This window comes from Streptomyces sp. STR69 (genome assembly GCF_024519455.1).
Classification (GTDB): domain Bacteria; phylum Actinomycetota; class Actinomycetes; order Streptomycetales; family Streptomycetaceae; genus Streptomyces.
On sequence record NZ_JALJRY010000004.1, the window covers coordinates 1 to 20,298 of the forward strand.

The 20,298-nt window shown below is 69.4% G+C and carries 22 protein-coding genes; 11 read left to right on the forward strand and 11 right to left on the reverse strand.

The window, feature by feature from the left end; genetic code table 11:
• The coding region (locus OC490_RS08410) for a GH12 family glycosyl hydrolase domain-containing protein (RefSeq protein WP_262057208.1) at positions 1-607 on the forward strand (607 nt) is incomplete at its 5' end.
• A gap of 346 nt (positions 608-953) precedes the next feature.
• Here OC490_RS08410 and OC490_RS08415 read toward each other — a convergent pair.
• The 6 genes from OC490_RS08415 to OC490_RS08440 all read right to left on the reverse strand — a co-directional run bounded on the left by OC490_RS08415 (position 954) and on the right by OC490_RS08440 (position 5,283).
• Positions 954-1,334 carry a nuclear transport factor 2 family protein gene (locus OC490_RS08415; RefSeq protein ID WP_262057209.1) on the reverse strand — a complete coding sequence of 127 codons (381 nt, stop codon included), beginning with the start codon at positions 1,332-1,334 and terminating at the stop codon, positions 954-956.
• 34 nt (positions 1,335-1,368) lie between these two features.
• Positions 1,369-1,779: a nuclear transport factor 2 family protein gene (locus OC490_RS08420; RefSeq protein ID WP_262057210.1), complete on the reverse strand. Its 411-nt coding sequence runs from the start codon at positions 1,777-1,779 to the stop codon at positions 1,369-1,371.
• Between the two features lie 2 nt (positions 1,780-1,781).
• A complete protein-coding gene (locus OC490_RS08425) occupies positions 1,782-2,591 on the reverse strand; it encodes an MBL fold metallo-hydrolase (protein WP_262057211.1) in 810 nt (269 codons plus the stop codon).
• A gap of 44 nt (positions 2,592-2,635) precedes the next feature.
• Entirely contained in the window at positions 2,636-3,244 is a 609-nt protein-coding gene (locus OC490_RS08430; protein WP_262057212.1) for a DsbA family protein, read from the reverse strand.
• Positions 3,245-3,399: 155 nt separating this feature from the next.
• A complete protein-coding gene (locus tag OC490_RS08435; protein ID WP_262057213.1) occupies positions 3,400-3,894 on the reverse strand; it encodes a MarR family winged helix-turn-helix transcriptional regulator in 495 nt (164 codons plus the stop codon).
• Between the two features lie 183 nt (positions 3,895-4,077).
• Entirely contained in the window at positions 4,078-5,283 is a 1,206-nt protein-coding gene (locus OC490_RS08440; RefSeq protein WP_262057214.1) for an FAD-dependent oxidoreductase, read from the reverse strand.
• 805 nt (positions 5,284-6,088) lie between these two features.
• Between OC490_RS08440 and OC490_RS08445 the strand changes: the two genes are divergently transcribed.
• Both OC490_RS08445 and OC490_RS08450 read left to right on the forward strand, forming a co-directional pair.
• A complete protein-coding gene (locus OC490_RS08445; RefSeq protein WP_262057215.1) occupies positions 6,089-7,876 on the forward strand; it encodes an MMPL family transporter in 1,788 nt (595 codons plus the stop codon).
• Positions 7,873-8,523: a response regulator gene (locus OC490_RS08450; RefSeq protein WP_262057216.1), complete on the forward strand. Its 651-nt coding sequence runs from the start codon at positions 7,873-7,875 to the stop codon at positions 8,521-8,523. Before OC490_RS08445 ends, OC490_RS08450 begins: the two co-directional genes overlap by 4 nt.
• Positions 8,524-8,623: 100 nt before the next feature.
• Here OC490_RS08450 and OC490_RS08455 read toward each other — a convergent pair whose 3' ends face one another.
• Complete coding sequence (locus OC490_RS08455; protein WP_262057217.1) at positions 8,624-9,046, reverse strand: YjbQ family protein; 423 nt, start codon at positions 9,044-9,046, stop codon at positions 8,624-8,626.
• Positions 9,047-9,168: 122 nt separating this feature from the next.
• Between OC490_RS08455 and OC490_RS49315 the strand changes: the two genes are divergently transcribed.
• The 6 genes from OC490_RS49315 to OC490_RS08480 all read left to right on the forward strand — a co-directional run bounded on the left by OC490_RS49315 (position 9,169) and on the right by OC490_RS08480 (position 14,374).
• Positions 9,169-9,252: a putative leader peptide gene (locus tag OC490_RS49315; protein WP_315986669.1), complete on the forward strand. Its 84-nt coding sequence runs from the start codon at positions 9,169-9,171 to the stop codon at positions 9,250-9,252.
• Between the two features lie 127 nt (positions 9,253-9,379).
• On the forward strand, positions 9,380-10,273 hold the full coding sequence (locus OC490_RS08460; RefSeq protein ID WP_262057218.1) for an ABC transporter permease: 894 nt from the start codon (positions 9,380-9,382) through the stop codon (positions 10,271-10,273).
• Complete coding sequence (locus tag OC490_RS08465; protein WP_262057219.1) at positions 10,246-11,013, forward strand: ABC transporter ATP-binding protein; 768 nt, start codon at positions 10,246-10,248, stop codon at positions 11,011-11,013. The genes OC490_RS08460 and OC490_RS08465 overlap by 28 nt, the downstream gene beginning before the upstream one ends.
• 74 nt (positions 11,014-11,087) lie before the next feature.
• Positions 11,088-12,113 carry an ABC transporter substrate-binding protein gene (locus tag OC490_RS08470; RefSeq protein WP_262057220.1) on the forward strand — a complete coding sequence of 342 codons (1,026 nt, stop codon included), beginning with the start codon at positions 11,088-11,090 and terminating at the stop codon, positions 12,111-12,113.
• Between the two features lies 1 nt (position 12,114).
• Positions 12,115-13,257, forward strand: coding sequence for an LLM class flavin-dependent oxidoreductase (locus OC490_RS08475; RefSeq protein WP_262057221.1), 1,143 nt, complete (start codon positions 12,115-12,117; stop codon positions 13,255-13,257).
• Between the two features lie 40 nt (positions 13,258-13,297).
• On the forward strand, positions 13,298-14,374 hold the full coding sequence (locus tag OC490_RS08480; protein ID WP_262057222.1) for an NAD(P)-binding domain-containing protein: 1,077 nt from the start codon (positions 13,298-13,300) through the stop codon (positions 14,372-14,374).
• A 159-nt stretch (positions 14,375-14,533) separates the two neighbouring features.
• On the opposite strand, the gene mltG is transcribed toward OC490_RS08480, so the two are convergent.
• Both mltG and OC490_RS08490 read right to left on the reverse strand, forming a co-directional pair.
• Positions 14,534-15,379: an endolytic transglycosylase MltG gene (mltG, locus tag OC490_RS08485; RefSeq protein WP_262057223.1), complete on the reverse strand. Its 846-nt coding sequence runs from the start codon at positions 15,377-15,379 to the stop codon at positions 14,534-14,536.
• A gap of 43 nt (positions 15,380-15,422) precedes the next feature.
• Positions 15,423-17,231: an ABC transporter ATP-binding protein gene (locus OC490_RS08490; RefSeq protein WP_262057224.1), complete on the reverse strand. Its 1,809-nt coding sequence runs from the start codon at positions 17,229-17,231 to the stop codon at positions 15,423-15,425.
• Between the two features lie 131 nt (positions 17,232-17,362).
• Between OC490_RS08490 and OC490_RS08495 the strand changes: the two genes are divergently transcribed.
• Positions 17,363-17,830: a MarR family winged helix-turn-helix transcriptional regulator gene (locus OC490_RS08495; protein ID WP_262057225.1), complete on the forward strand. Its 468-nt coding sequence runs from the start codon at positions 17,363-17,365 to the stop codon at positions 17,828-17,830.
• 21 nt (positions 17,831-17,851) lie between these two features.
• Here OC490_RS08495 and OC490_RS08500 read toward each other — a convergent pair whose 3' ends face one another.
• Positions 17,852-18,490 carry an HD domain-containing protein gene (locus tag OC490_RS08500; protein WP_262057226.1) on the reverse strand — a complete coding sequence of 213 codons (639 nt, stop codon included), beginning with the start codon at positions 18,488-18,490 and terminating at the stop codon, positions 17,852-17,854.
• Positions 18,491-18,599: 109 nt separating this feature from the next.
• Here OC490_RS08500 and OC490_RS08505 point away from each other — a divergent pair, with 109 nt between their 5' ends.
• On the forward strand, positions 18,600-19,592 hold the full coding sequence (locus OC490_RS08505) for a GlxA family transcriptional regulator (protein WP_262057227.1): 993 nt from the start codon (positions 18,600-18,602) through the stop codon (positions 19,590-19,592).
• A gap of 15 nt (positions 19,593-19,607) precedes the next feature.
• Here OC490_RS08505 and OC490_RS08510 read toward each other — a convergent pair whose 3' ends face one another.
• Positions 19,608-20,285 carry a TetR/AcrR family transcriptional regulator gene (locus tag OC490_RS08510; protein ID WP_262057228.1) on the reverse strand — a complete coding sequence of 226 codons (678 nt, stop codon included), beginning with the start codon at positions 20,283-20,285 and terminating at the stop codon, positions 19,608-19,610.
• Positions 20,286-20,298: the final 13 nt, after the last annotated feature.

Consider the following 20,298-nt stretch of genomic DNA (forward strand, 5'->3'; position numbering starts at 1 on the left):
GGGCGGCAAGGTCAACTGGGAGACGTCCTTCGACTGGTCGGGCGGCAACCCGACCGGCGTCAAGGCGTACGGGAGCATCGTGCTCGGCTGGCACTGGGGCTGGAAGGACACCACCACCAAGCTGCCGGTCCAGCTCAACAGCCGCCGCAAGATCACCTCGAACTGGTCCTTCGGCATCACCCAGAACACCCCGTCCGTCATGAACGTCTCCTACGACGTCTGGTTCCACCAGAAGTCCAACCCCGACTGGGCCGACCAGCCCCACGACGAGATGATGATCTGGCTCAACCACCAAGGCGGAGCAGGCCCGTTGGGCACCAAGCGAGAGCGGGTCACCATCGGTGGCACGGCCTGGGACCTGTACGTCGGGAAGATCGTCAACAAGGACCAGGCGGGCCGCGTCACCAGCAGCTGGAACGTCTACTCCTACGTCCGCGTCGCCAACACCAACTCCGCGACCACCGACATCACCGCCATGGCCGACGCCCTCGTCCAGCGCAGACTGCTGGCCAACAACGCGTATCTGACCAGCGTCGAGGCCGGCACCGAGGTCTTCCGCGGGAGGGGCAAGCTGAGCAGCAGCTCCTACTCGGTCAACGTCGGCTGACCCACCTGCATCCAGGGGTGTCGTGTGGACCGCCTCAGACCCACAGGCAATCCACACGACACCCCTGGCCTTCGATGTCCGGTTCAACCACGCCCGTGTCTCTCGACACCGGCGCAGCGAAACGACCGTCGCCGACAGCAATAGGTGCGTGGCGCTGACGACGGGCCGCGCGACTCGGGCAGGTGATACAGGGTCACCGCCGAGCTGGACAACTCGTCGGGTATCGGCGCGAGCACCCCGGCCAACGACGCAAGGGCAGCTCACGGCTGGTGGTTCAGGGGCCGATGGCGGGCCGTACGACCTTTGGTGTTGCCTGCCGGTCCGGCGCGGATCGTCGGCGTGGAACTCAGAACATGGTGTTGTCGTTGGCGCTCTTCTCGGGCACTTCCTGGATCACGTCCCAGTGCTCGACGATCTTTCCGTCGGCGACGCGCCAGAAGTCCGCCACGGCCATGCCACGGTCGCCGGGCTTGAGATGCAGGTTGCTGTGGGTGACGACCAAGTCCCCTTCGGCGACAGCCCGCTTGATGTCCAGGCGCAGGTCCGGGAACTGACCGCGCAGCCAGTGGACGTAGCCCACGAACGCCTGCGGACTGTCCTGCGCCTCCGGGTTGTGCTGGGTGTAGCTCTCGCCGAGATGCGCGGCGGCTGCCTGCTCCGGCCGATAGTCGTTGAACGCCTGCTCGTAAAACGCGATGACGAGCGCCTTGTTGTCGGCCGCGGACATGCGCCTCTCCTTTCTTCGAGTGCTGGAAGTACGTCTAGACGGTCATGGCGTCGCGTACGAGCGCGGTGTCGACGAACTGCTCGAAGCGGACGATGTGTCCGCCGCGTACGACGAAGTGGTGGGCGACGCGGACGGCGATCGGCTTCCCGGTCGCCTTGTTGGTCGCGGTGTAGCGGGCGAGGACGACGACGTTCTCACCGTCGACGACGTAGGTGTCGTCGTGGGCGGTCCAGCCGTCCCAGTCCTTGCCGAGTCGTTCCATGACATTGGCGGTGACGCCGTCGGGGGTGCGGTACGTGCCGGCGAGGGGGAAGCCGGCCATCTCCGTCCACTCCACGTCGGGGGCGAGGGTGGCCCGAAGCGCCTCCAGGTCACCTGCCGCGGAGGCGAGGTACTGGCGGCGCACGACATCGGCGGGTGCGGTGGAGGTGGCGAACTCGGACATGGTCAGCCCCACTTCATCTCGCCCTTGGCGACCTTCGCACCGATCTGCGCGGCGATCAGCATGCCGTTGTCGGGGTAGCGCGCGATGAGCGCCTCGGTCAGCGCGGCGCCGTCGGCCGCCTTGCCGAGCTCCTCCTCGAAGGCGAGGAGGTACTCGCGGGTGGCGGTGATGGCGGACGCGTCCGCCGCCGTACCGGGCAGACGGTGGCCCGGCACGACGAGCTGCGGGTCGAGCGCGGCCATCTCGTCCAGCAGGTCGATCCACGCGGCACGGTCACCCGGGGTAGGGGTGTCGGCGACCCAGACGTGCTCCTGCTGGAAGAGCAGGACACCGCCGAGGAGGGCGCGGGCCTCGGCCTGCCACAGGTAGTGGCGGTCGGGCAGCGCGGCCGGGCCGCCCTTGAGTTCGAAGCGGTGGCCCTCCAGGGTCAGGGCGTCGCCGGTCAGCGGGGTGAGGTCGACCAGGCGGGTGGGCAGGTTCGGGCCGAGCGCGGCCCACGCCTTGAGCTTGCCCTCGTAGGAGTCCTGGATGTGCTCGATGACGAGCGGGGTGGCCACGAAGGTCGCCTCGGGGAAGGCGTCGGCAAGGACTTCGGCGCCGAAGTAGAAGTCGGGGTCGGCGTGGCTGACGAAGACGGTGGTCAGCTTCTTGCCGGAGTCGAGGATCTCGGCGGCGAGGCGGTGGCCGTCGGCGCGGGTGAAGGCGGCGTCGACCAGCAGGGCCTCGTTCTCGCCGGTGACGAGGGTGGCGGTCTTGTTCTTGCTGCCGGCCGGGAAGTCGAGGTCGAGGACCTTGAAGGAGAGGCTGCTCATGCGGGGGCTCCTGTACGCAAGGGATGGGGTGGGACAGGGGAAGATCAGTGGGCGGCGAAGCGTGCGTCGACCTCGTCGGCGGTGGCCTGGCCGTAGGCCAGCGGGGTGACGGAGTCGCCGTCGACGGCCAGCAGAGTGGGGAACCCGGTAACGCCGAGCTGGACCGCACGGCGGAAGTCGGCGTGGGCCGCGGTCTGTGCGTCGGGTGCCTCGAAGGCGGCAACGACGGCATCCGCGTCGAGCCCGGCGGCCTGGGCGACCGTCCGGTAGGTGGCCACCTCGGACAGGCTGCGTCCGTCGACGTAGAAGGCGGCCTGCAGGGCCGCGGCCAGCTCCACCATCCGGTCGGGGGCGACCTGGCGCAGGGCGGCGACACCGCGGGCGGCGGCCTCGGAGTCCATCACGAAGGAGCCGTCGGCGATCAGCTGCTCGTAGGCCTCGCCGAACTCGGCGCCGGTCAGCTCGGCGATCTTGGCATTCGCGCCCTGGACGTAGCCGAACTCGCGGATCGGAACCCGTCGCGATCCGGTGAACAGGCCGCCGGAGACGACTTCGACCGGCAGTTCGGGGGGACGGGCGGCGACCTCGCTCAGTGTTCCGGAGAACCCGTGCGACCAGCCGCAGTAGGCGTCGAAGACGTAGACGAGCTTCATCGAGGACCTCGGCAGGGATGTGCGCCCGCGGGTTGCGAGCGATTCATCTGACAGAACAGTAACTGACACGTCAGATATTTCAAGGCACGTGTGAGGTGGCGCACACGGATCGGGCTGACCACGTCATTACACCAGCATCGCCGCTGGTCCGCAGGTCAGGGCAGGCGCGGCAGCAGGTCCCGAGCCGTGTGGCTGAGGATCCGGAGATCCTCCGCGAACCGCTTCCGATCCGCCACGGGCAGGGGATCCACCAGGTACCGCTTGATGTTCTCCAGATGGACCCGGGACGCGCGCACGACCGTCTCCTCGCCCAGCGGCGTCAGCCGCACCAGCTTCCCGCGCCGGTCGTCGGGGGAATCCGCACGCGTCACGAAACCCGCCGCCTCCATGCGATCAACCACCCGGGTCGCACCGCCCGTGGTCAGCACCTGTTCCTGGGCGATGGCACGCATCGAAAGTCCCGGCTCACCCGCACGCCCGAGGATCAGCAGCACCTCGAAGACCAGATGGCTGACGCCGCATTCCGCCTCGAGCGCCCGGCCGAGGATGTACTCCAGCCGGTTCGCCGCCCCCTGCAGCCGCCCGAACGCCAGGATGAGCTCGTGGTCGGCAGCCTCCTTCGCCGTCCCGATCTCCGCTTCCTCACCCACGGCCGCACCGCCCCCTCGTCGTCCCGACACCACCGTACCGATCATGCACGGACGTGCGGGGCAGCGGAGGCACCCGGACCAATCGAGCTACCAGCAGTCTCGTCTCATCCACGCCCACCGCGCCGTGCGAGTGGGTGGTGAGCTCGGGCGGTCCTTTCAGGAACCGCCCGAGCAATGCCGTGCCTATTCGGGCAGCGGCAGGTGCCCAATCACCTTTTGGCCGACGAACGCGGACATGCGCAGGGCGTGGTAGGCGTAGTCGCGCATGGCCTCCTCGTATCCGGCGATGCCGGCGAGGAGCGGCTTGTCGCCGGAGGCGACGGCGAGGAGCTGACCGCCCAGGGTGTGGGCGTCGCGCAGTGCGGTGTTGGCGCCGATGCCCAGGGCGGGGCTCATGGCGTGGATGGCGTCGCCCATGACGGTGATGTTGGACGGTTCCCAGGCGTCCACGGGTACGCAGCTGCGGCACTTGAGGGCTTGCACAGTGGCGGTGTCCCACAGCCGGACGGTGTCGACCAGGGCCGGGTGCCAGCCGGTGACGCGCTCCAGGGCGTGCGCCTTGAGCGTGTCGGGGCCGGCGGTGAACAACTCCTCGTCGGGGAGCATCCGGTCGGGCAGGGAGTTGAAGATGCTCAGCGCGTAGTCGGCGGTGGCCTCGCGCCGGAAGCCGGGGTCCTGCTCGGCGATCAGCGGCGAGGTGGGATCGGTGCGTTCCAGCGGTCCGAGGGTCAGCCCGGTGAAGTCGGCGTCATAGGCCAGCGAGAAGGCGTTGAACAGCTCCGCGGGCAGCTTGGCCTTCGCCTCGTCGGTGAGGTGGATCTTCGCGGCGATGTGCCGGGAGCCGAGGTCGGCGATCCGGACCTGCGGCAGGCGCTGGGCGCGGACGGCCGAGTTGATGCCGTCGGCGGCGATGAGCACGTCGGCCTCGACCGTGGCGCCGTCCTCCAGGAGCACGGTGATCGTCGAGTCGGGGCGGGTGCGGTAGCCGGTGACCCTGGCGCCGAAGTGCACGGCCTTCTCCAGGCCGAGGTAGAGGATGCGGCGCAGGGTCGAGCGGCACACCACCAGGTGTTCAGGGATGTCGACGGGCACACCGGTGCCCTCGGTGGCCGACCTGTCGCGGCCGGGGCGGAGGTTGAGCCGCTCGTCGAAGAGGAGCATGTCCTCACTCGGCATGCCGCAGGTCGCCAGGAACAGCTCCCACAGGCGTGGTTCCAGCGCCGCGTGCAGCGCGGAGGTGCCGGTGGAGTTGATGTGGATCCGGTACCCGGCCTCGCGTGCCGCGATATCGGCGTCGCGTTCATAGACGGCCACGTCCAGGCCGTGCCGGTTCAGGTAGTGGGCCAGTGTCAGCCCGGCGAGCCCGCCGCCGGCGATGACAATTCGCATTTCGGACACAGTACTCCCAGTGCAGAGTTCTTCTCTTACTCGGAGCACACCAGGACTCCCCCGAGGGGGAGGACGTTGACGCAGAACAGGAAAGCAGTGACCTGCGGTCCGGACTACCAACCGGAAAGCAATTTCGTGTGCCTCGGAAGCATACACCGATAACTCGCCGCCAGGGACGGATCAACCCTGCAATATGCGGGAGTTCACTACTTCTGCACTATTGAAGAAAGCCTTCACTCAATTACCGAGTAAGTCCTTGACACATTGCGAGACACCTGGTCAGCCAAACGTGATTTGACGAATGAGGGAATATGCGCTCGTGTTCCACTCGACAGCTGTCATCCAGCACCGTCACCTGTTTCAAGCAGTTGGCGATGAACGGGCACGGGTGAAGGCTCAGGCTGAAGCGATCGCCGCCAACTCTCGACGAATCCGCGGCCCGTACGGAGAATCAAGCACGCTTCGCGCGGCGACATCACGAAGGTGAATACCCTGCTGCCCTCAGCCGAGTACCTGCTCGTCGGACTCTTCCTGGGACGCGACGATCCAGAACTCCGACTTGAAGCGGTAGGCGGTGGCGTTCCGATGGGCTCCTCGATGGCCGTGGTGTGGTACCCGGCGTCCGGACGGACCTTCATGACGCGGGGGTGGACAGCAGGACGGGAAGTAGTACCGCGGTACTAGCCGGCTGCGCCGGATTCCGTTCTTCCGTACGGGATGGTTGCCCAATACCGCTCCTACGTTGAGATCGCGGGTCGGTCAGGCCCAGCTCACCCAATGATCTCTTCTCTTGGTGGGAGTGATCGTGGCCACCTTCCTCTATCGGCTCGGCCGGCTGTCGTTCCGGCAACGACGCATCGTCGTGATGCTGTGGATCGCCGTCCTGGCCGCCATCGGTATCGGCGCCATGAGTGCGCCCGGCACGTCCTCCGGGGCCCTGAGCGTTCCGGGCACGCAATCGCAGAGGGCGATCGACCTGCTGCAGAAGGAGTTCCCGCAGGCCTCCGCCGACGGCGCCACGGCGCGTGTGGTGTTCGAGGCGCCCAGCGGGCAGAAGCTCACCTCCGCCGCCAACAGGGCGGAGGTGGAGTCCCTGGTGGCGAAGCTGGAGAAGTCGCCGCAGGTGTCGGGCGTCGCCGATCCCTTCACCAGCGGCCTGGTCAGCAGGTCCGGCACCATCGCCTATACCCAGGTGTCCTACAAGGTCGCCCAGGCCGACGTGAGCAGCGCGGCCCACACCGTCCAGACCGACGTCGTCCAGCAGGGCGAGAAGGCCGGCCTGAAAGTGAGCCTGGGCGGCAACGCCGTCAAGGACAAGGCCGCGAGCAAGGCGGCCGAGCTGATCGGCGTCGGGGTCGCCGCCGTTGTCCTGGTGATCACCTTCGGCTCGCTGATCACCGCCGGACTGCCCCTGCTCACCGCGATCCTCGGGGTGGCCGCAGCCGTCCTGTCGGTCACGCTCGCCACGCGTTTCTTCGACCTGGCCTCGGCCTCCACGACCCTGGAGCTGATGCTGGGCCTGGCCGTCGCCATCGACTACGCCCTGTTCATCGTCTCGCGCTACCGCAACGAGATCCGCGACGGCCACGAGCCCGAGGAAGCCTGCGGACGTGCCCTGGGCACCGCCGGATCCGCGGTGGTCTTCGCCGGACTGACCGTGATCGTCGCGCTGAGCAGTCTGAGCGTCATCGGCATCGGCACGCTCACCGCCATGGGCCTGGCCTCCGCCTTCGCCGTCGCCGTCGCCGTGGTCATCGCACTGACCCTGCTGCCCGCCGTCCTGGGATTCGCCGGCCTGCGGATCATGAAGGGCAAGCTGCACACCCGCCGTATGAAGGCGCTGGAGCGCGGCGAGGGCGAGTCGATGGGCGTGCGCTGGGCGAAGTTCGTCACCCGCAATCCCGTCAAGGTGCTCGCGGCCTCGGTGGTCGGCCTGGCCCTGCTGGCCATCCCCGCGATGTCCCTGCAGATGGCCCTGAACGACGACTCCATGAAGCCTCCCGGCAGCACCCAGCGCGTCGCCTACGAGACCCTCAGCAAGGGCTTCGGGCCGGGCTTCAACGGACCGCTCACCGTGGTCGTCGACGCCCGGGCCGGCGACAGTCCCAAGGCAGCCGCCCAGGACGCGTACGCCATGCTGAGCAAGCTGGACGATGTCGCCGCCGTTCGTCCCCCCTCCTTCAATCAGGCCGGCGACGTGGCTCTGCTCGGCGCCGTTCCCAAGAGCGCCCCCACCAGCGAGGCCACCAAGAACCTGGTCAACGAGATCCGCGGCCACGGCGCCGCCCTGCACCAGGACACCGGCGCCGAACTGATGGTCACCGGCCTGACCGCCGTCAACATCGACGTCAGCACCAAGCTCTCCGACGCCCTCGTGCCCTATCTGGCCATCGTCGTGGGCCTGGCCCTGGTCCTGCTCCTGCTGGTCTTCCGGTCGATCGTGATCCCGCTCAAGGCCGCCCTCGGCCTGCGGGAACGCGTCACCGCCCTCGGCGGGCATCTGAACTCCGGACCGTCCGGCGGGGGCGCCTGGCGGCTGGCGGCACGCATCCCCCACCCTGCCGACATCGAACAGAACGGCACCCGCTCATGATCCGCGCCATGATCGTCGACGACGACGCCCTGGTCCGCCTCGGCCTGGCCGACCTCCTCAACGACGACCCCGGTATCGAGGTCGTGGCCCAGGCCCCGGACGGCCTGAAGGCCATCGAACAGGCCACGGCCCACCGCATCGACGTCGCATTGGTCGACGTACGCATGCCCCACATGGACGGCATCACCGCCACCGCCCGCCTGCGAGCCCTCCCCCACCCGCCGAAAGTGATCACCCTGACCACCTTCAACCTCGACGAATACGTCTACAACGCCCTCGCCGCCGGAGCCGACGGATTCCTCCTCAAGGACACCGACCCCGCCGAGATACTGCGCGCGGTCCACCTGGTGGCCGCCGGCTCGGCCATGCTCCACCCCACTGCGGCCCGCCGCCTCATCGACCGCTACCACGCCGCCAACCAGCCCCGAGCAATCGCGGCCAGGGACCGGCTGGACCGCCTCACCCCCCGCGAACGCGACGTGCTCGCCCTGCTCGCCCAGGGCGACACCAACGCCGACATCGCCGCCCAACTCGCCATGCGCGAGAGCACCGTCAAGTCCCACGTCAGTCGCATCCTGACCTCGCTGGAGGTCACCAACCGAGTCCAGGCCGCCCTCCTGGCCCGCGACGCGGGCCTCACAGCCTGAGGAACGCAGAGACCTGAGGCGGCCGGTCCCGGATTCGAGCGGAGCGCATTCTTCGGCTCCGACGCCTGGCCTCACATCCACAGTCGTCACGCCTAGGGCCTCATCCAAGGAACGACAGCCGAACCACCCTGTTCAAATTATCCCGGTTCGTGTCGACCAGACACACCGACTGCCACGTCCCCAACTCCAGCCGCCCGCCCAGCACCGGCAACGTCGCGTGCGGCGGTACGAAGGCCGGGAGGACGTGGTCGCGGCCGTGGCCGGGGCTGCCGTGGCGGTGCTGCCAGCGGTCGTCGGCGGGGAGGAGGGTGTGCAGGGCGGCGAGGAGGTCGTCGTCGCTGCCCGCGCCCGTTTCGAGAATCGCGACGCCCGCGGTGGCGTGCGGGACGAAGACGTTGAGGAGGCCGTCACGGCCGGCCGCCACCTCCCGCAGGAAGGCCTCGCAGTCGCCGGTCAGGTCCATGACCCGCTCCCGGGAGCCGGTGGTGATGTTGAGGACTCGGGTGGTGAAGGCAGCTGACATGCCCCCATCCTGACCCATACGTCGGGTCGCCCACCGGGTCGCCCGACCGGCCAGTGATACGAGGGGTCCAGTCCGCGAGACACCGTTGACCGTGGCACGCCATCTGGCCTAGTTTCGCCCGCATGTTGCGTTCAGTTCTGCTCACCACGCGCGGTCACATCGACCTGCTGCGGGTGGCCTCCGCCGCGTGTTGCCGCGGCTGCTGACGCCTTCTTCCGCCTCACCCCTTCTTTTCCCGCACTCCGTCGCGTCCGCGTACACCGTCGTGACGCGGCGGCGTTGAGGCGTATCCCCTTCCTCAGCGGACGCTCTCCCCCACTCCGTGGAGCACCCATGAGCATCAGCCATGCCCCACCCGACTCCTCCGGGCCCGACATTTCTCGTATATCCACCTCGAAGGCCGCCCCGGACGAGCACGCGCCCCTCGATCTCGTCCCGCTCGTCCCCACCTCCTCCCGCCGCACTCGCGTCCCCCGCTGGCTGCGCCGCACCACCGGCCCGCTCGTACTGCTCGCGCTGTGGCAACTCCTCAGCAGCACAGGCGTGTTGACCTCAGACGTGCTCGCCTCGCCGGGGCGGATCGCACATGTCGGCTGGGATCTGATCGACAGCGGTTCACTCACCTCGGCCATGGCCACCTCGCTCCAGCGCGTCGCGATCGGGCTGCTCCTCGGCACCGTCATCGGCACCGGACTCGCCCTCGTCTCCGGTCTGTTCAGGATCGGCGAGGACCTGGTCGACGCACCCGTGCAGATGCTGCGGACCGTGCCCTTCGTCGGACTGATCCCGCTGTTCATCATCTGGTTCGGTATCGGCGAGGCGCCCAAGGTCGCCATCATCACGCTCGGCGTGACCTTCCCCCTCTATCTCAACGTCTACGCCGGAATCCGGGGCGTGGACAGCCAGTTGATCGAGGCCGGGGAGTCGATGGGGCTGTCCCGCTGGGGGCTCGTACGGCATGTGGTGCTGCCGGGTGCGCTGCCCAACGCGATGACCGGGCTGCGCTACTCCCTCGGTATCGCCTGGCTGGCGCTCGTCTTCGCCGAGCAGATCAACGCGGACGCCGGGATCGGCTTCCTCATGGTGCAGGCGCGGGACTTCCTGCAGACCGACGTGATCGTGGTCTGCCTGATCGTCTACGCCTTCCTCGGCCTGCTGGCCGACTTCGTCGTCCGAACCCTCGAAAGGCTGCTGCTGCAATGGCGACCGACGTTCACGGGCCGGTGACCGCGCGATCGGCGGCTGCGGCGCCGGCGACCACGCAGGCGGTACGGGTCGAGGGGCTGACCCGCTCCTTCGACGGCCGTCCCGTCATCGACAAGCTTCAACTCGACGTACGGCAGGGCGAGTTCGTGGCACTGCTCGGCCGCAGCGGCTGCGGCAAGTCCACGTTGCTGCGCATCCTCGCCGGGCTCGACCGGGACATCGAGGGCACCGTCCTCGTGCCGCGCCGCAAGGCCGTCGCGTTCCAGGCGCCCCGGCTGATGCCGTGGAAGAAGGTGTGGCGCAACGTCCTGCTCGGCCTGCCCGGCAAGCCCGAACGGGCCGTGGCGGAGCGGGCGTTGGCGGAGGTCGGGCTCGGGGACCACGCCGACGCCTGGCCCAAGACGCTCTCCGGCGGCGAAGCGCAGCGTGCCTCGCTGGCCCGGGCCCTGGTGCGCGAGCCCGATCTGCTGCTGCTCGACGAGCCGTTCGGCGCGCTCGACGCCCTCACCCGTATCAAGGCCCAGCGGCTGGTGGGCGAGTTGTGGCAACGGCGGGGCTGCGCCGTCCTGTTGGTGACCCACGACGTCGAGGAGGCCGTGCTGCTCGCCGACCGTGTCCTGGTGATGGACGACGGCGTCATCGCACACGAGCAGCGCATCGATCTCGACCGGCCGCGCGACATCACCGACCCCCGGTTCGCCGAACTCCGCGCCGGACTCCTGGAACGCCTCGGCGTCGACACCGCCGCCGAAGCCGCCTGAACTCCCCGACGTATCAGCCCAGTTACCGAAAACAGTTAGTTGCCGAGACCAGTTACCGAGAACGGACTCCCCCCATGCGACGAAGCCTCGTCCCCGCGGCCCTGCTGCTCCCCCTCGCCCTCCTGCTCACCGCCTGTGGCGGGAACTCGGCCGCCGAGACCTCGACCGGCACCGACGGCAAGGGCTCCCTCACGCTCAACGTCGGTGACCAGAAGGGTGGTTCGGAGGCGGTGCTGCGGGCCGCCGGTGAACTCAAGAACCTGGACTACAAGATCAAGTGGTCCACGTTCACCTCCGGCCCGCCACTTCTGGAGGCCGTCAACGCCAAGGCCGTCGACATCGGCGGTGTCGGCAACACTCCGCCGGTGTTCGCGGCGGGCGCGGGCTCGAAGATCAAGGTGGTGGCCGCCTGGCACGGCACGTCCGAGGGCGACGCCGTCCTCGTGCCGAAGGACTCGAAGCTCACCTCGCCGCAACAGCTCAAGGGCAAGTCCATAGCCGTGGCGCAGGGTTCGTCCGCGCACTTCCAGCTCGTCGCCTCCCTCAAGGCGGCCGGGCTCGCGCTGAGCGACGTCAAGGTGAAGTACCTCCAACCGGCCGACGCACTGGCCGCGTTCACCTCCGGCAAGGTGGACGCGTGGGCGGTGTGGGACCCGTACACCTCGCAGATCCTCCAGGCCGAGCAGGGCCGCGTCCTCACCACCGGCCAGGGCGTGACCAACGGGCTCACCTTCCAGGTGGCGGCGCCCGGCGCGCTCCAGGACAAGAAGAAGGCCGCCGCGATCAAGGACTACCTGGACCGGCTGCGGCGGGCCCAGACATGGGTGTTCTCCCATCAGGAGGCGTGGGCCAAGGTGTGGTCGAAGGACACCGGGCTGCCGTACGCGGTGGCGCTGGCCTCGGTGAAGCGGACCAACTCGACCCGGGTGTCGGTCGCGGTCGACCCGCCGCTCATCGCCTCGGAGCAGCAGATCGCCGACACCTTCACCCAACTCAAGCTGATTCCACGGAAGGTGGACTTCGCCGAGTTCGTGGACACGCGCTACAACGGCGACCTGCCGGCCTCCACCTCCGCCCCGCGCACCAGCGGAGGTTCGTGACATGGGTGTGCGTCTGCACTGGTTCCTGCCGACCGGCGGCGACGGCCGTACCCTCGTCGACCGGCACGCCTACGGGCCCAACCGCGCGGGGGCGGTCCGCGGGGTGCGTCCGCCGGACATCGAGTACCTCGCCCAAATCGCCAAGGCCGCCGAGCAGTTGGGCTTCGAGGCGGTACTCACGCCGACCGGCACCTGGTGCGAGGACGCCTGGCTGACCACTGTGGCGCTGGCCCAGCACACCGAGCGGCTGAAGTTCCTGGTGGCGTTCCGGCCCGGGGTGATCTCGCCGACGCTGGCCGCGCAGATGGCGGCGACCTATCAACGCCTTACGCGTGGACGGCTGTTGCTCAACGTCGTCACCGGTGGCGACTCGGCCGAGCAACGGCGCTTCGGCGACCGTCTCGACCACGACCGGCGGTATGCCCGTACGGACGAGTTCCTGTCGGTCGTACGAGGGGTGTGGCGAGGAGAGCCGTACGACTTCGACGGTGTGCACTACCAGGTCGAGGGCGGGCTCACCGCGCTGCCGCCCGATCCGGTGCCGCAGGTGTTCTTCGGTGGGTCGTCGGCGGCGGCCGGGCCGGTGGCCGCCCGGCATGCGGACGTGTATCTCACCTGGGGAGAACCGCCGGCGCAGGTCAAGGAGAAGATCGACTGGATTCGCGGGCTCGCCGAGCGCGAGGGGCGGGACGTGCGGTTCGGGGTGCGGCTGCACACCATCTCGCGGGACTCGTCGGCCGAGGCGTGGGCGACCGCGAACCGGCTGCTCGACGACCTCGACGCGGACACGATCGCGGCGGCGCAGGCCGCCCTCGGGCGCAGTGAGTCGGTGGGCCAGCAGCGGATGCTGGCGCTCCACGGCGGCTCGCGGGACGAGCTGGAGATCCACCCGAACCTGTGGGCAGGGGTCGGTCTCGTCCGGGGCGGCGCGGGCACCGCGCTCGTCGGCAGCCATGCCGAGGTCGCCGATCTGATCGAGGAGTACCACTCGCTGGGTGTCGAGCACTTCGTGCTGTCCGGGTATCCGCATCTGGAGGAGGCGTACTGGTTCGGCGAGGGCGTGATTCCCGAGCTGGCGGCGCGCGGGCTGGTCGAGGGGCCGACGCGGGCGGGTGTGCCGTTTCTCGTGGGCAGCGGGTGCTGAGCGCGGGAAGATCCACGGGCCCGGTGCTGTTCGTAGAAGCGTGAACAACACTCGCGAGGTCGACGTGGTCGTCATAGGCGCCGGGCAGGCAGGACTGGCCGGCGCCTATCACCTGCGGCGCACCGGATTCGAGCCGGAGCGCGACTTCGTGGTGCTGGACCACGCGCCCGCGCCGGGTGGCGCCTGGCAGTTCCGGTGGCCGTCACTGACGTACGGCAAGGTGCACGGGATGCACGCGCTGCCTGGCATGGAGCTCACCGACGCCGATCCGGCCCGCCCGTCCGCCGAGGTCATCGCCGAGTACTTCACCGCCTACGAGCGCGCCTTCGACCTGCGGGTGCGGCGGCCGGTGGACGTGCAGGCGGTGCGGGAGGGCGAGGGCGGGCGGCTGCTCGTCGAGACGTCCGACGGGGTGTGGTCGACACGGGCGCTGATCAACGCGACCGGCACCTGGGACCGGCCGTTCTGGCCTCGCTATCCGGGCCAGGAGACGTTTCGGGGGCGGCAGTTGCACACCGCGCAGTACCCGGGGCCCGAGGAGTTCGCCGGGCTGCGGGTGGTCGTGGTGGGCGGGGGCGCGTCCGGTACGCAGCATCTGATGGAGCTGGCGCCGTATGCGGCGGCGACGACGTGGGTGACGCGGCGTCCGCCGGTCTTCCGCGAGGGGCCCTTCACCGAGGATGTGGGGCGGGCGGCCGTCGCGCTGGTGGAGGAGCGGGTGCGGCAGGGGCTGCCGCCGAGGAGTGTCGTCTCCGTGACGGGGCTGCCGCTGAACGACGCGATCCGGCAGGCGATCGCGGACGGGGTCCTGGACCGGCAGCCGATGTTCGACCGGATCACGCCCGAGGGCGTGGCCTGGGACGACAGCCGGCATGTGGACGCCGATGTCATCCTGTGGGCGACCGGGTTCCGGGCCGCGATCGACCACCTGGCACCGCTGAAGCTGCGCGGCCCGGGCGGCGGAATCCGCCTCGACGGCACCCGGGTGGCCGCCGATCCACGCATCCATCTGGTCGGCTACGGGCCGTCCGCGAGCACCATCGGCGCCAACCGCGCGGGGCGTGCGGCCGTACGGGACATCAGGCGGCTGTTGGCCGGGGAGCCGGTCGCGGTCTGAGGTCGTTCCTCCGGGGTCACTTCGTGGGCGGCATGGGGTGCCGGGGTCAAGAGCGCGCGGACCGGCTCCGATACGGCGCCGTTCTCGCGGCCGTTGGCGACGTCGGGCGGCTGTCGGCCCGAAAGCCGAGCGCCGCTGCCCGACGTCGTCCCGGGCGGGTCACTTCGTGGGCTGGGAACTGCCGCTCTTCTGGGCCGCGTTGAACTCGGCGACATTGCGCTGGTGTTCCTCGTAGGTGGCCGCGAAGCGGGTGTCGCCGGGCTTGACCGTGACGAAGTAGAGCCAGTCGCCCGGGGGCGGGTTGATCGCGGCGCGCATCGCGTCCTCGCCCGGGTTGTCGATCGGGGTGGGCGGCAGGCCCATGCGCTGGTAGGAGTTGTAGGGGCTGTCGAGGCGGGTGTCGCTGGAGGTCGTCCGCAACGTGGCCCGGTTCAGGGCGTAGTTGATGGTCGAGTCCATCTGCAGGGGCATCCCGCGTTCGAGGCGGTTGAAGATGACCCTGGCCACCTTCCCCATGTCGGCCTTGGTCGCCGCCTCGGCCTGCACGATGCTCGCGATGGTGACCGCCTGGTAGACGTTCATCGCGTTGCGCTGCGCGCCGGCGGCGACCGGCGCTCCGTTGAACTTCTGGCTCGCGATGTTGACCATGAACGACAGGAGCGATTCCGGCGTCGCCTTCTCCTTCAGCGGATAGGTCGCCGGGAAGAGGTAGCCCTCGGGGTTGCCCTCCGCGTCGTTCGGCAGTTTGAGGCCGGCTTTCGGGATGGACTTCTTGGTGGTGCCGGCCGGGAGCGCGAGGGCCTTGTCGACGGCGTCGTAGATCTGGCCCGAGCGCCAGCCCTCCGGGATGACCAGTGAGGTGGGGCGTGCGTCTCCCCCGTCTTCCAGGCTGAGCAGCGGCACCGCCACGGCGGTACCGGCCACGACGGCCCCGGTCGCGATGAGGGCGACCCGGCCCCGGCGGGTCAGTCGAATCGTGCTCCGTGGCGGAGTGTTCATCTGCATGCGGGCACGGTAACCCGCATATCGTCACAATCCCGGCATATCTTCAGCTTGTCGGTTCCAGTTGGGCATCCCGGCGTACGAGGGCCGCGTACCGCCCGTCCAGTTCCAGCAGTTCTTCGTGCGTGCCCCGTTCCGCCACGTGCCCGGAGTCGAGGACCACGATCTGGTCGGCGCTGCGGACGGTGGACAGGCGGTGGGCGATGGTGAGCGTGGTGCGGTTGGCCGAGAGGGCGTCGATGGCGTCCTGGACGGCCGCTTCGGTGCGGTTGTCGAGGGCGCTGGTCGCCTCGTCGAGGATGAGCACCGGCGGGTCGCGCAGGATCGTGCGCGCGATGGCCAGCCGCTGCTTCTCGCCGCCGGAGAACCGGTGGCCGCGCTCGCCGACGACCGTGTCGTACCCGTCGGGCAGGCCCGCGATGTGCTCGTGGATCTGCGCAGCCCGCGCTGCCGCGTACAGCTCTTCGTCCGTGGCGTCCGGCTTCGCGAAGCGGAGGTTGTCGGCGACCGTGGCGTGGAAGAGGTACGTCTCCTGGGAGACGACGCCGACGGCACGCGCGAGCGTGTCGAAGTCCAGGTCGCGGACGTCGACCCCGTCGAGGGTGACCCGGCCGCCCGTCACGTCGTAGAGCCGGGGCACGAGATAGCCGAGAGTCGACTTTCCGGCGCCGGTCGGGCCGACGATCGCGAGGCTGTTGCCTGCCGGGACGGTGATGTCGATGCCGTCGAGGATCGCACGGCGCTTGTCGTTGCTTTCGTATCGGAACTCGACGTCCTGGAAGGCGACTTCACCCTTGATGCTGTCCAGGTGGACCGGGTTCTCGCGTTCGGTGATGTCGATCGGGAGGTCGAGGTACTCGAAGATGCGGGCGAAGAGCGCCAGCGAGGTCTGGATCTGGACGCCGGTCGACAGCAGGCTGACGGCCGGGCGGAACAGGCCCTGCTGGAGCGAGACGAAGGCGACGATGGTGCCGATCGAGACGTCCGGGCCGCCCGCCTGGAGGGCGATTCCGGCGGTCCAGTAGATGACGGCGGGCATCGCGGCCATGACGATCGAGATGACGGCCATGCGCCAGCGCCCCGCCATGTTCGACCTGACCTCCAGGTCGACCAGGCCCTCGGACTCCTCCGAGAAGGACTGGGTGAGCGAGTCGGAGCGGCCCATGGTGCGGCCGAGCAGGATGCCGCTGACGGACAGCGACTCGGTGACCGTGGCGGCCATCACGGCCATCTGCTTCTGGCGCTGGGTGGCGATCTTCTTGCGTTCGTTGCCGACCCGGCGGCTGATCCACACGAAGACCGGGAGCAGCAGCAGCGAGACGACGGTGAGGCGCCAGTCCAGCGCGATCATCGCGATGATCGTGGCGACCACGCTGGTCAGGTTGGAGACCAGGGAGGTGGCCGTGGAGGTGACGGTGGCCTGCATGCCGCCGATGTCGTTGGCTATGCGGGACTGGACCTCGCCGGTGCGGGTCCGGGTGAAGAAGGCGAGTGACATGCGCTGCAGCCGGCCGTAGACGGCCGTGCGCAGGTCGTGCATGACGCGCTGGCCGACCGTCGTGGAGATGAGGGTCTGCAGTACGCCGAAGATGCTGGTCAGGACGGCGCTCAGGATCATGCCGAGCGCCAGCAGACTCAGCAGTCCGGTGCGGCCCTGCGGGATGGCGACGTCCAGCGTCTCCTTCAGCAGGAACGGGGTCGCCACGGTGACCAGGGACGCGGCGCCGACCAGGAGGCCGACGACCGCGAGCCGGGCGCGGTAGGGCTTGAAGAGCTTGAGGATGCGGCGCACCTGCCGGGGTTGGTCGGTCGAGGTGCCTGGGGACGGCTTCCAGTTGATTTCGTCGCGGGGCATGGTCTCCTACGGGATGGTGAGGCGATCAGGACTGGTCAGGCACTCAGAGCTCGTGGAGCAATGAGAACTCGTGGAGCATAGCTCATTGTTACCTATACTCACAATGAACCAGGTCCTGATATTGTTCCCGCATGACCACCCCCGATTCCGACGGCCTCCTCGCGGAGCAGCTGCTGCGGCTCACCCGCCGGGTGCACCGCATCCAGAAGCGCCATCTGGAGCAGCGCGACCTCGGCATCACCCCGGCCCAGTCCCGGCTGCTGCGCACCCTCGCGCACTTCGGCTCGCCACCGCGCATGGCCGACCTCGCCGAGCGCCTTGAGGTGGTGCCGCGTGCCGTGACGACGCTGGTCGACGGCCTGGAGGCGAGCGGCAAGGTGCGGCGGGTGCCCGACCCGTCCAACCGGCGGGTCATCCGGATCGAGATCACGGACGACGGCCGCAAGGCACTCAGCGAGCTGCGCAGTGCGCGGCGGGGCGCCGCGGACGAGATCCTCGCGCCGCTCACGGATGTGGAGCGCGAGGTGTTGCGGACGCTGCTGGACACGCTGGTGGACGGAGCACCCGGCGCCCATGAGGAGCACGGGCGGCCCTGCTGACCGGCGGCGGTCGCCGGGGCGTCACTCCGGCCAGTTCGAGTCCTTGATCTTCTCGACGAAGTCGCCGCGCACGAAGCCGGGAACGAAGTGGGCCAGTACGTCCGCCTTGATGTTGCCGAAGGTGGTATCGGGGCGGTCCTTGATGCCCTCGGTGAAGGCGGCGAGGATCCCGTTCTTGAAGTCCGGGCGGGGATGCGCCGCCACCACGGCCGCGCGCTGCTCGTCGGAGACGGCGTCGTAGCCGATGCCCACGACGTCCAGCGACACACCCCGGTTGACCAGGGCGATCTCGGCCGACATGTGCAGCGGGATCTCCTGCGTGGTGTGCAGGGCGATGCTCGTCCAGACCCGGTCGGCCGGCTCACCGGTGATGCCGTGCGCATGCAGGAACCGGCGGGCCTCGTCGGCACCGTCGATCTCGAAGCGCTGGTCGGTCCGGCGGAACTTCTCGGTGAGCCCGAGGTCGTGGAACATCGCGGCGACATAGAGCAGTTCGGGGTCGTAGCGGACCCCCTGCTCCCGGCCGCGCAGGGCGCCCCACAGGAACACCCGTCGCGAGTGGTCGAACAGCAGCGGCGACGCGGTCTCGCGCACCAGCTCGGTCGCCTCCCGCGCCAGAGCGGTGTCCGGGATCTCCACGCCTGCGATCACTTCACTCATCGTTCTGCCCTCTTCTCGATGACCTGCCTCGATGTCCTGTGCCTCCAGGATCTTCGGCGGCGTACGCTGGGGCCATGTCCTCAGAGCCACGAAACCCACGGATTCGGACATGACGGCGACCGGGACCGCGGACAGGCCGCACCGCGTGGGATTCGTCGTCTTCGACGGAGTGACCATGCTCGACGTCAGCGGCCCCGCCGAGGTGCTGCACCAGTCGGGCAAACTCGGGCACCCGTACGAACTGGTGCTGGTGTCTCCCGGCGGCGGGGCGGTGACCGCCGCCAACGGGCTGACGCTGAGCGGCACGGTGACCGCACCGGACGCCGGCCCGGTCGGGACCGTCGTGGTGGCCGGGGGCGACCGGCTGGCCCAACAGCCCGCCGAGGAGGAGCTGTTGTGCACGACCCGCACCCTCGCCGACCGCGCGACACGGGTCACGTCCGTGTGCACGGGCGCCTTCGTCCTCGCCGAACTCGGCCTGCTCGACGGCCGTTCGGCCACGACCCACTGGCGGCAGGCCGGAACACTGGCCCGCCGCTACCCCCTGGTGCGCGTCGAGCCGGACGCCATCCACGTCCGCGACGGCCGCTTCGTCACCTCGGCGGGCATCAGTGCCGGGATCGACCTGGCGCTCGCGCTGGTCGAGGACGACCATGGAGCGGCCGTGGCCCGGGACGTCGCCCGCGAGCTGGTCGTCTTCATGCAACGCCCGGGCGGCCAGTCGCAGTTCTCCGCGGCGACCACCACCCCGCCACCGCGCACCGATCCGCTACGGTCACTGATCGCGTCCGTACTGGCCGACCCCGCCGCCGACCACAGCCTGCCCGCCATGGCAGCGACCGCGGCCGTCAGCACCCGGCACCTGACACGGCTCTTCCGCACGGAACTCGGGACCACACCCGCCCGTTGGGTAGAACGGGTCCGTCTCGACCGCGCCCAACACCTGCTCCTCGAAGGCCACAGCGTCACCTCCGCGGCACACCACAGCGGGCTCGGCACGGACGAGACCCTTCGCCGCGCCTTCGCCCGCCATCTGGACACCACACCGACGCACTACCGCAGCCGTTTCGCGAGCACGCGCGGGCGGTCGTCGACGGCATGAGTCACTGGCGGCACTTCACCTCTCCGTCGACGGCATGCCGTTCAGCAACGCCGTGAGGATGCGGGTCAGTTGGGGCTCGACGTCGACCAGCGCGTGCGCCAACTCGGGACGGGTCTCGTAGAGCGTGCGGAGTCGGGTACCGGGGGCGGCCATCTGGAGGAGCGCCCCGGCCATGCTCGTGGCCGTGGCGATCACGTCCACGGCGGCCCGCTCGGTGATCGCGAGCAGTCGGCACAACTCGGCCGCCACTGCGGCGACTTCACCGAGTACGACGGTCTTGAACGCGTACACGGACTCCATCGAGACATTGCGTTCCAGGTTCAACGGCGCCTGAGCGAGCAGGTCGCAGAAGAACGGTCGCGCGACGAGTGACTGCGCGATGACGGCCGCGATCGTGCCGCGATCCCCGCCGCCGGCTTCGGTGACGTCGCCGAATTCCTTCAGCCGCGCGCGGAGCGCCGCCGACCAGTCCTCCCAGCCCTCGGCGGTCAGCGCCAGGAAGATCTGCTCCCGCGTCTCGAAGTACCTCAGCATGGCGGACTTGTGCATGCCCACGGCCGCGGCGATGTCGGTGAGCGTGACCTCGCGCACGCTGCGTTCGGCGCCGAGGGACCGGGCGGCGTCGAGAATCGCCCGCTCGCGCTGCTGCTTGGCCGCGGCGCTGCGGGCGCGTTGTGGACTGGGCGTGCTCATGACGCAGAGCATA

Bases quoted from the DNA above. Each gene is read 5' to 3' on its own strand.
- OC490_RS08490 (WP_262057224.1), bottom strand. From the start codon at position 17,231: ATGCCCCGCGACGAAATCAACTGGAAGCCGTCCCCAGGCACCTCGACC.
- OC490_RS49315 (WP_315986669.1), top strand. From the start codon at position 9,169: ATGTTGCGTTCAGTTCTGCTCACCACGCGCGGTCACATCGACCTGCTG.
- OC490_RS08505 (WP_262057227.1), top strand. From the start codon at position 18,600: ATGACGGCGACCGGGACCGCGGACAGGCCGCACCGCGTGGGATTCGTC.
- OC490_RS08500 (WP_262057226.1), bottom strand. From the start codon at position 18,490: ATGAGTGAAGTGATCGCAGGCGTGGAGATCCCGGACACCGCTCTGGCG.
- OC490_RS08420 (WP_262057210.1), bottom strand. From the start codon at position 1,779: ATGTCCGAGTTCGCCACCTCCACCGCACCCGCCGATGTCGTGCGCCGC.
- OC490_RS08465 (WP_262057219.1), top strand. From the start codon at position 10,246: ATGGCGACCGACGTTCACGGGCCGGTGACCGCGCGATCGGCGGCTGCG.
- OC490_RS08440 (WP_262057214.1), bottom strand. From the start codon at position 5,283: ATGCGAATTGTCATCGCCGGCGGCGGGCTCGCCGGGCTGACACTGGCC.
- OC490_RS08470 (WP_262057220.1), top strand. From the start codon at position 11,088: ATGCGACGAAGCCTCGTCCCCGCGGCCCTGCTGCTCCCCCTCGCCCTC.
- OC490_RS08455 (WP_262057217.1), bottom strand. From the start codon at position 9,046: ATGTCAGCTGCCTTCACCACCCGAGTCCTCAACATCACCACCGGCTCC.
- mltG (WP_262057223.1), bottom strand. From the start codon at position 15,379: ATGCAGATGAACACTCCGCCACGGAGCACGATTCGACTGACCCGCCGG.
- OC490_RS08450 (WP_262057216.1), top strand. From the start codon at position 7,873: ATGATCCGCGCCATGATCGTCGACGACGACGCCCTGGTCCGCCTCGGC.
- OC490_RS08425 (WP_262057211.1), bottom strand. From the start codon at position 2,591: ATGAGCAGCCTCTCCTTCAAGGTCCTCGACCTCGACTTCCCGGCCGGC.
- OC490_RS08460 (WP_262057218.1), top strand. From the start codon at position 9,380: ATGAGCATCAGCCATGCCCCACCCGACTCCTCCGGGCCCGACATTTCT.
- OC490_RS08475 (WP_262057221.1), top strand. From the start codon at position 12,115: ATGGGTGTGCGTCTGCACTGGTTCCTGCCGACCGGCGGCGACGGCCGT.
- OC490_RS08510 (WP_262057228.1), bottom strand. From the start codon at position 20,285: ATGAGCACGCCCAGTCCACAACGCGCCCGCAGCGCCGCGGCCAAGCAG.
- OC490_RS08495 (WP_262057225.1), top strand. From the start codon at position 17,363: ATGACCACCCCCGATTCCGACGGCCTCCTCGCGGAGCAGCTGCTGCGG.
- OC490_RS08430 (WP_262057212.1), bottom strand. From the start codon at position 3,244: ATGAAGCTCGTCTACGTCTTCGACGCCTACTGCGGCTGGTCGCACGGG.
- OC490_RS08415 (WP_262057209.1), bottom strand. From the start codon at position 1,334: ATGTCCGCGGCCGACAACAAGGCGCTCGTCATCGCGTTTTACGAGCAG.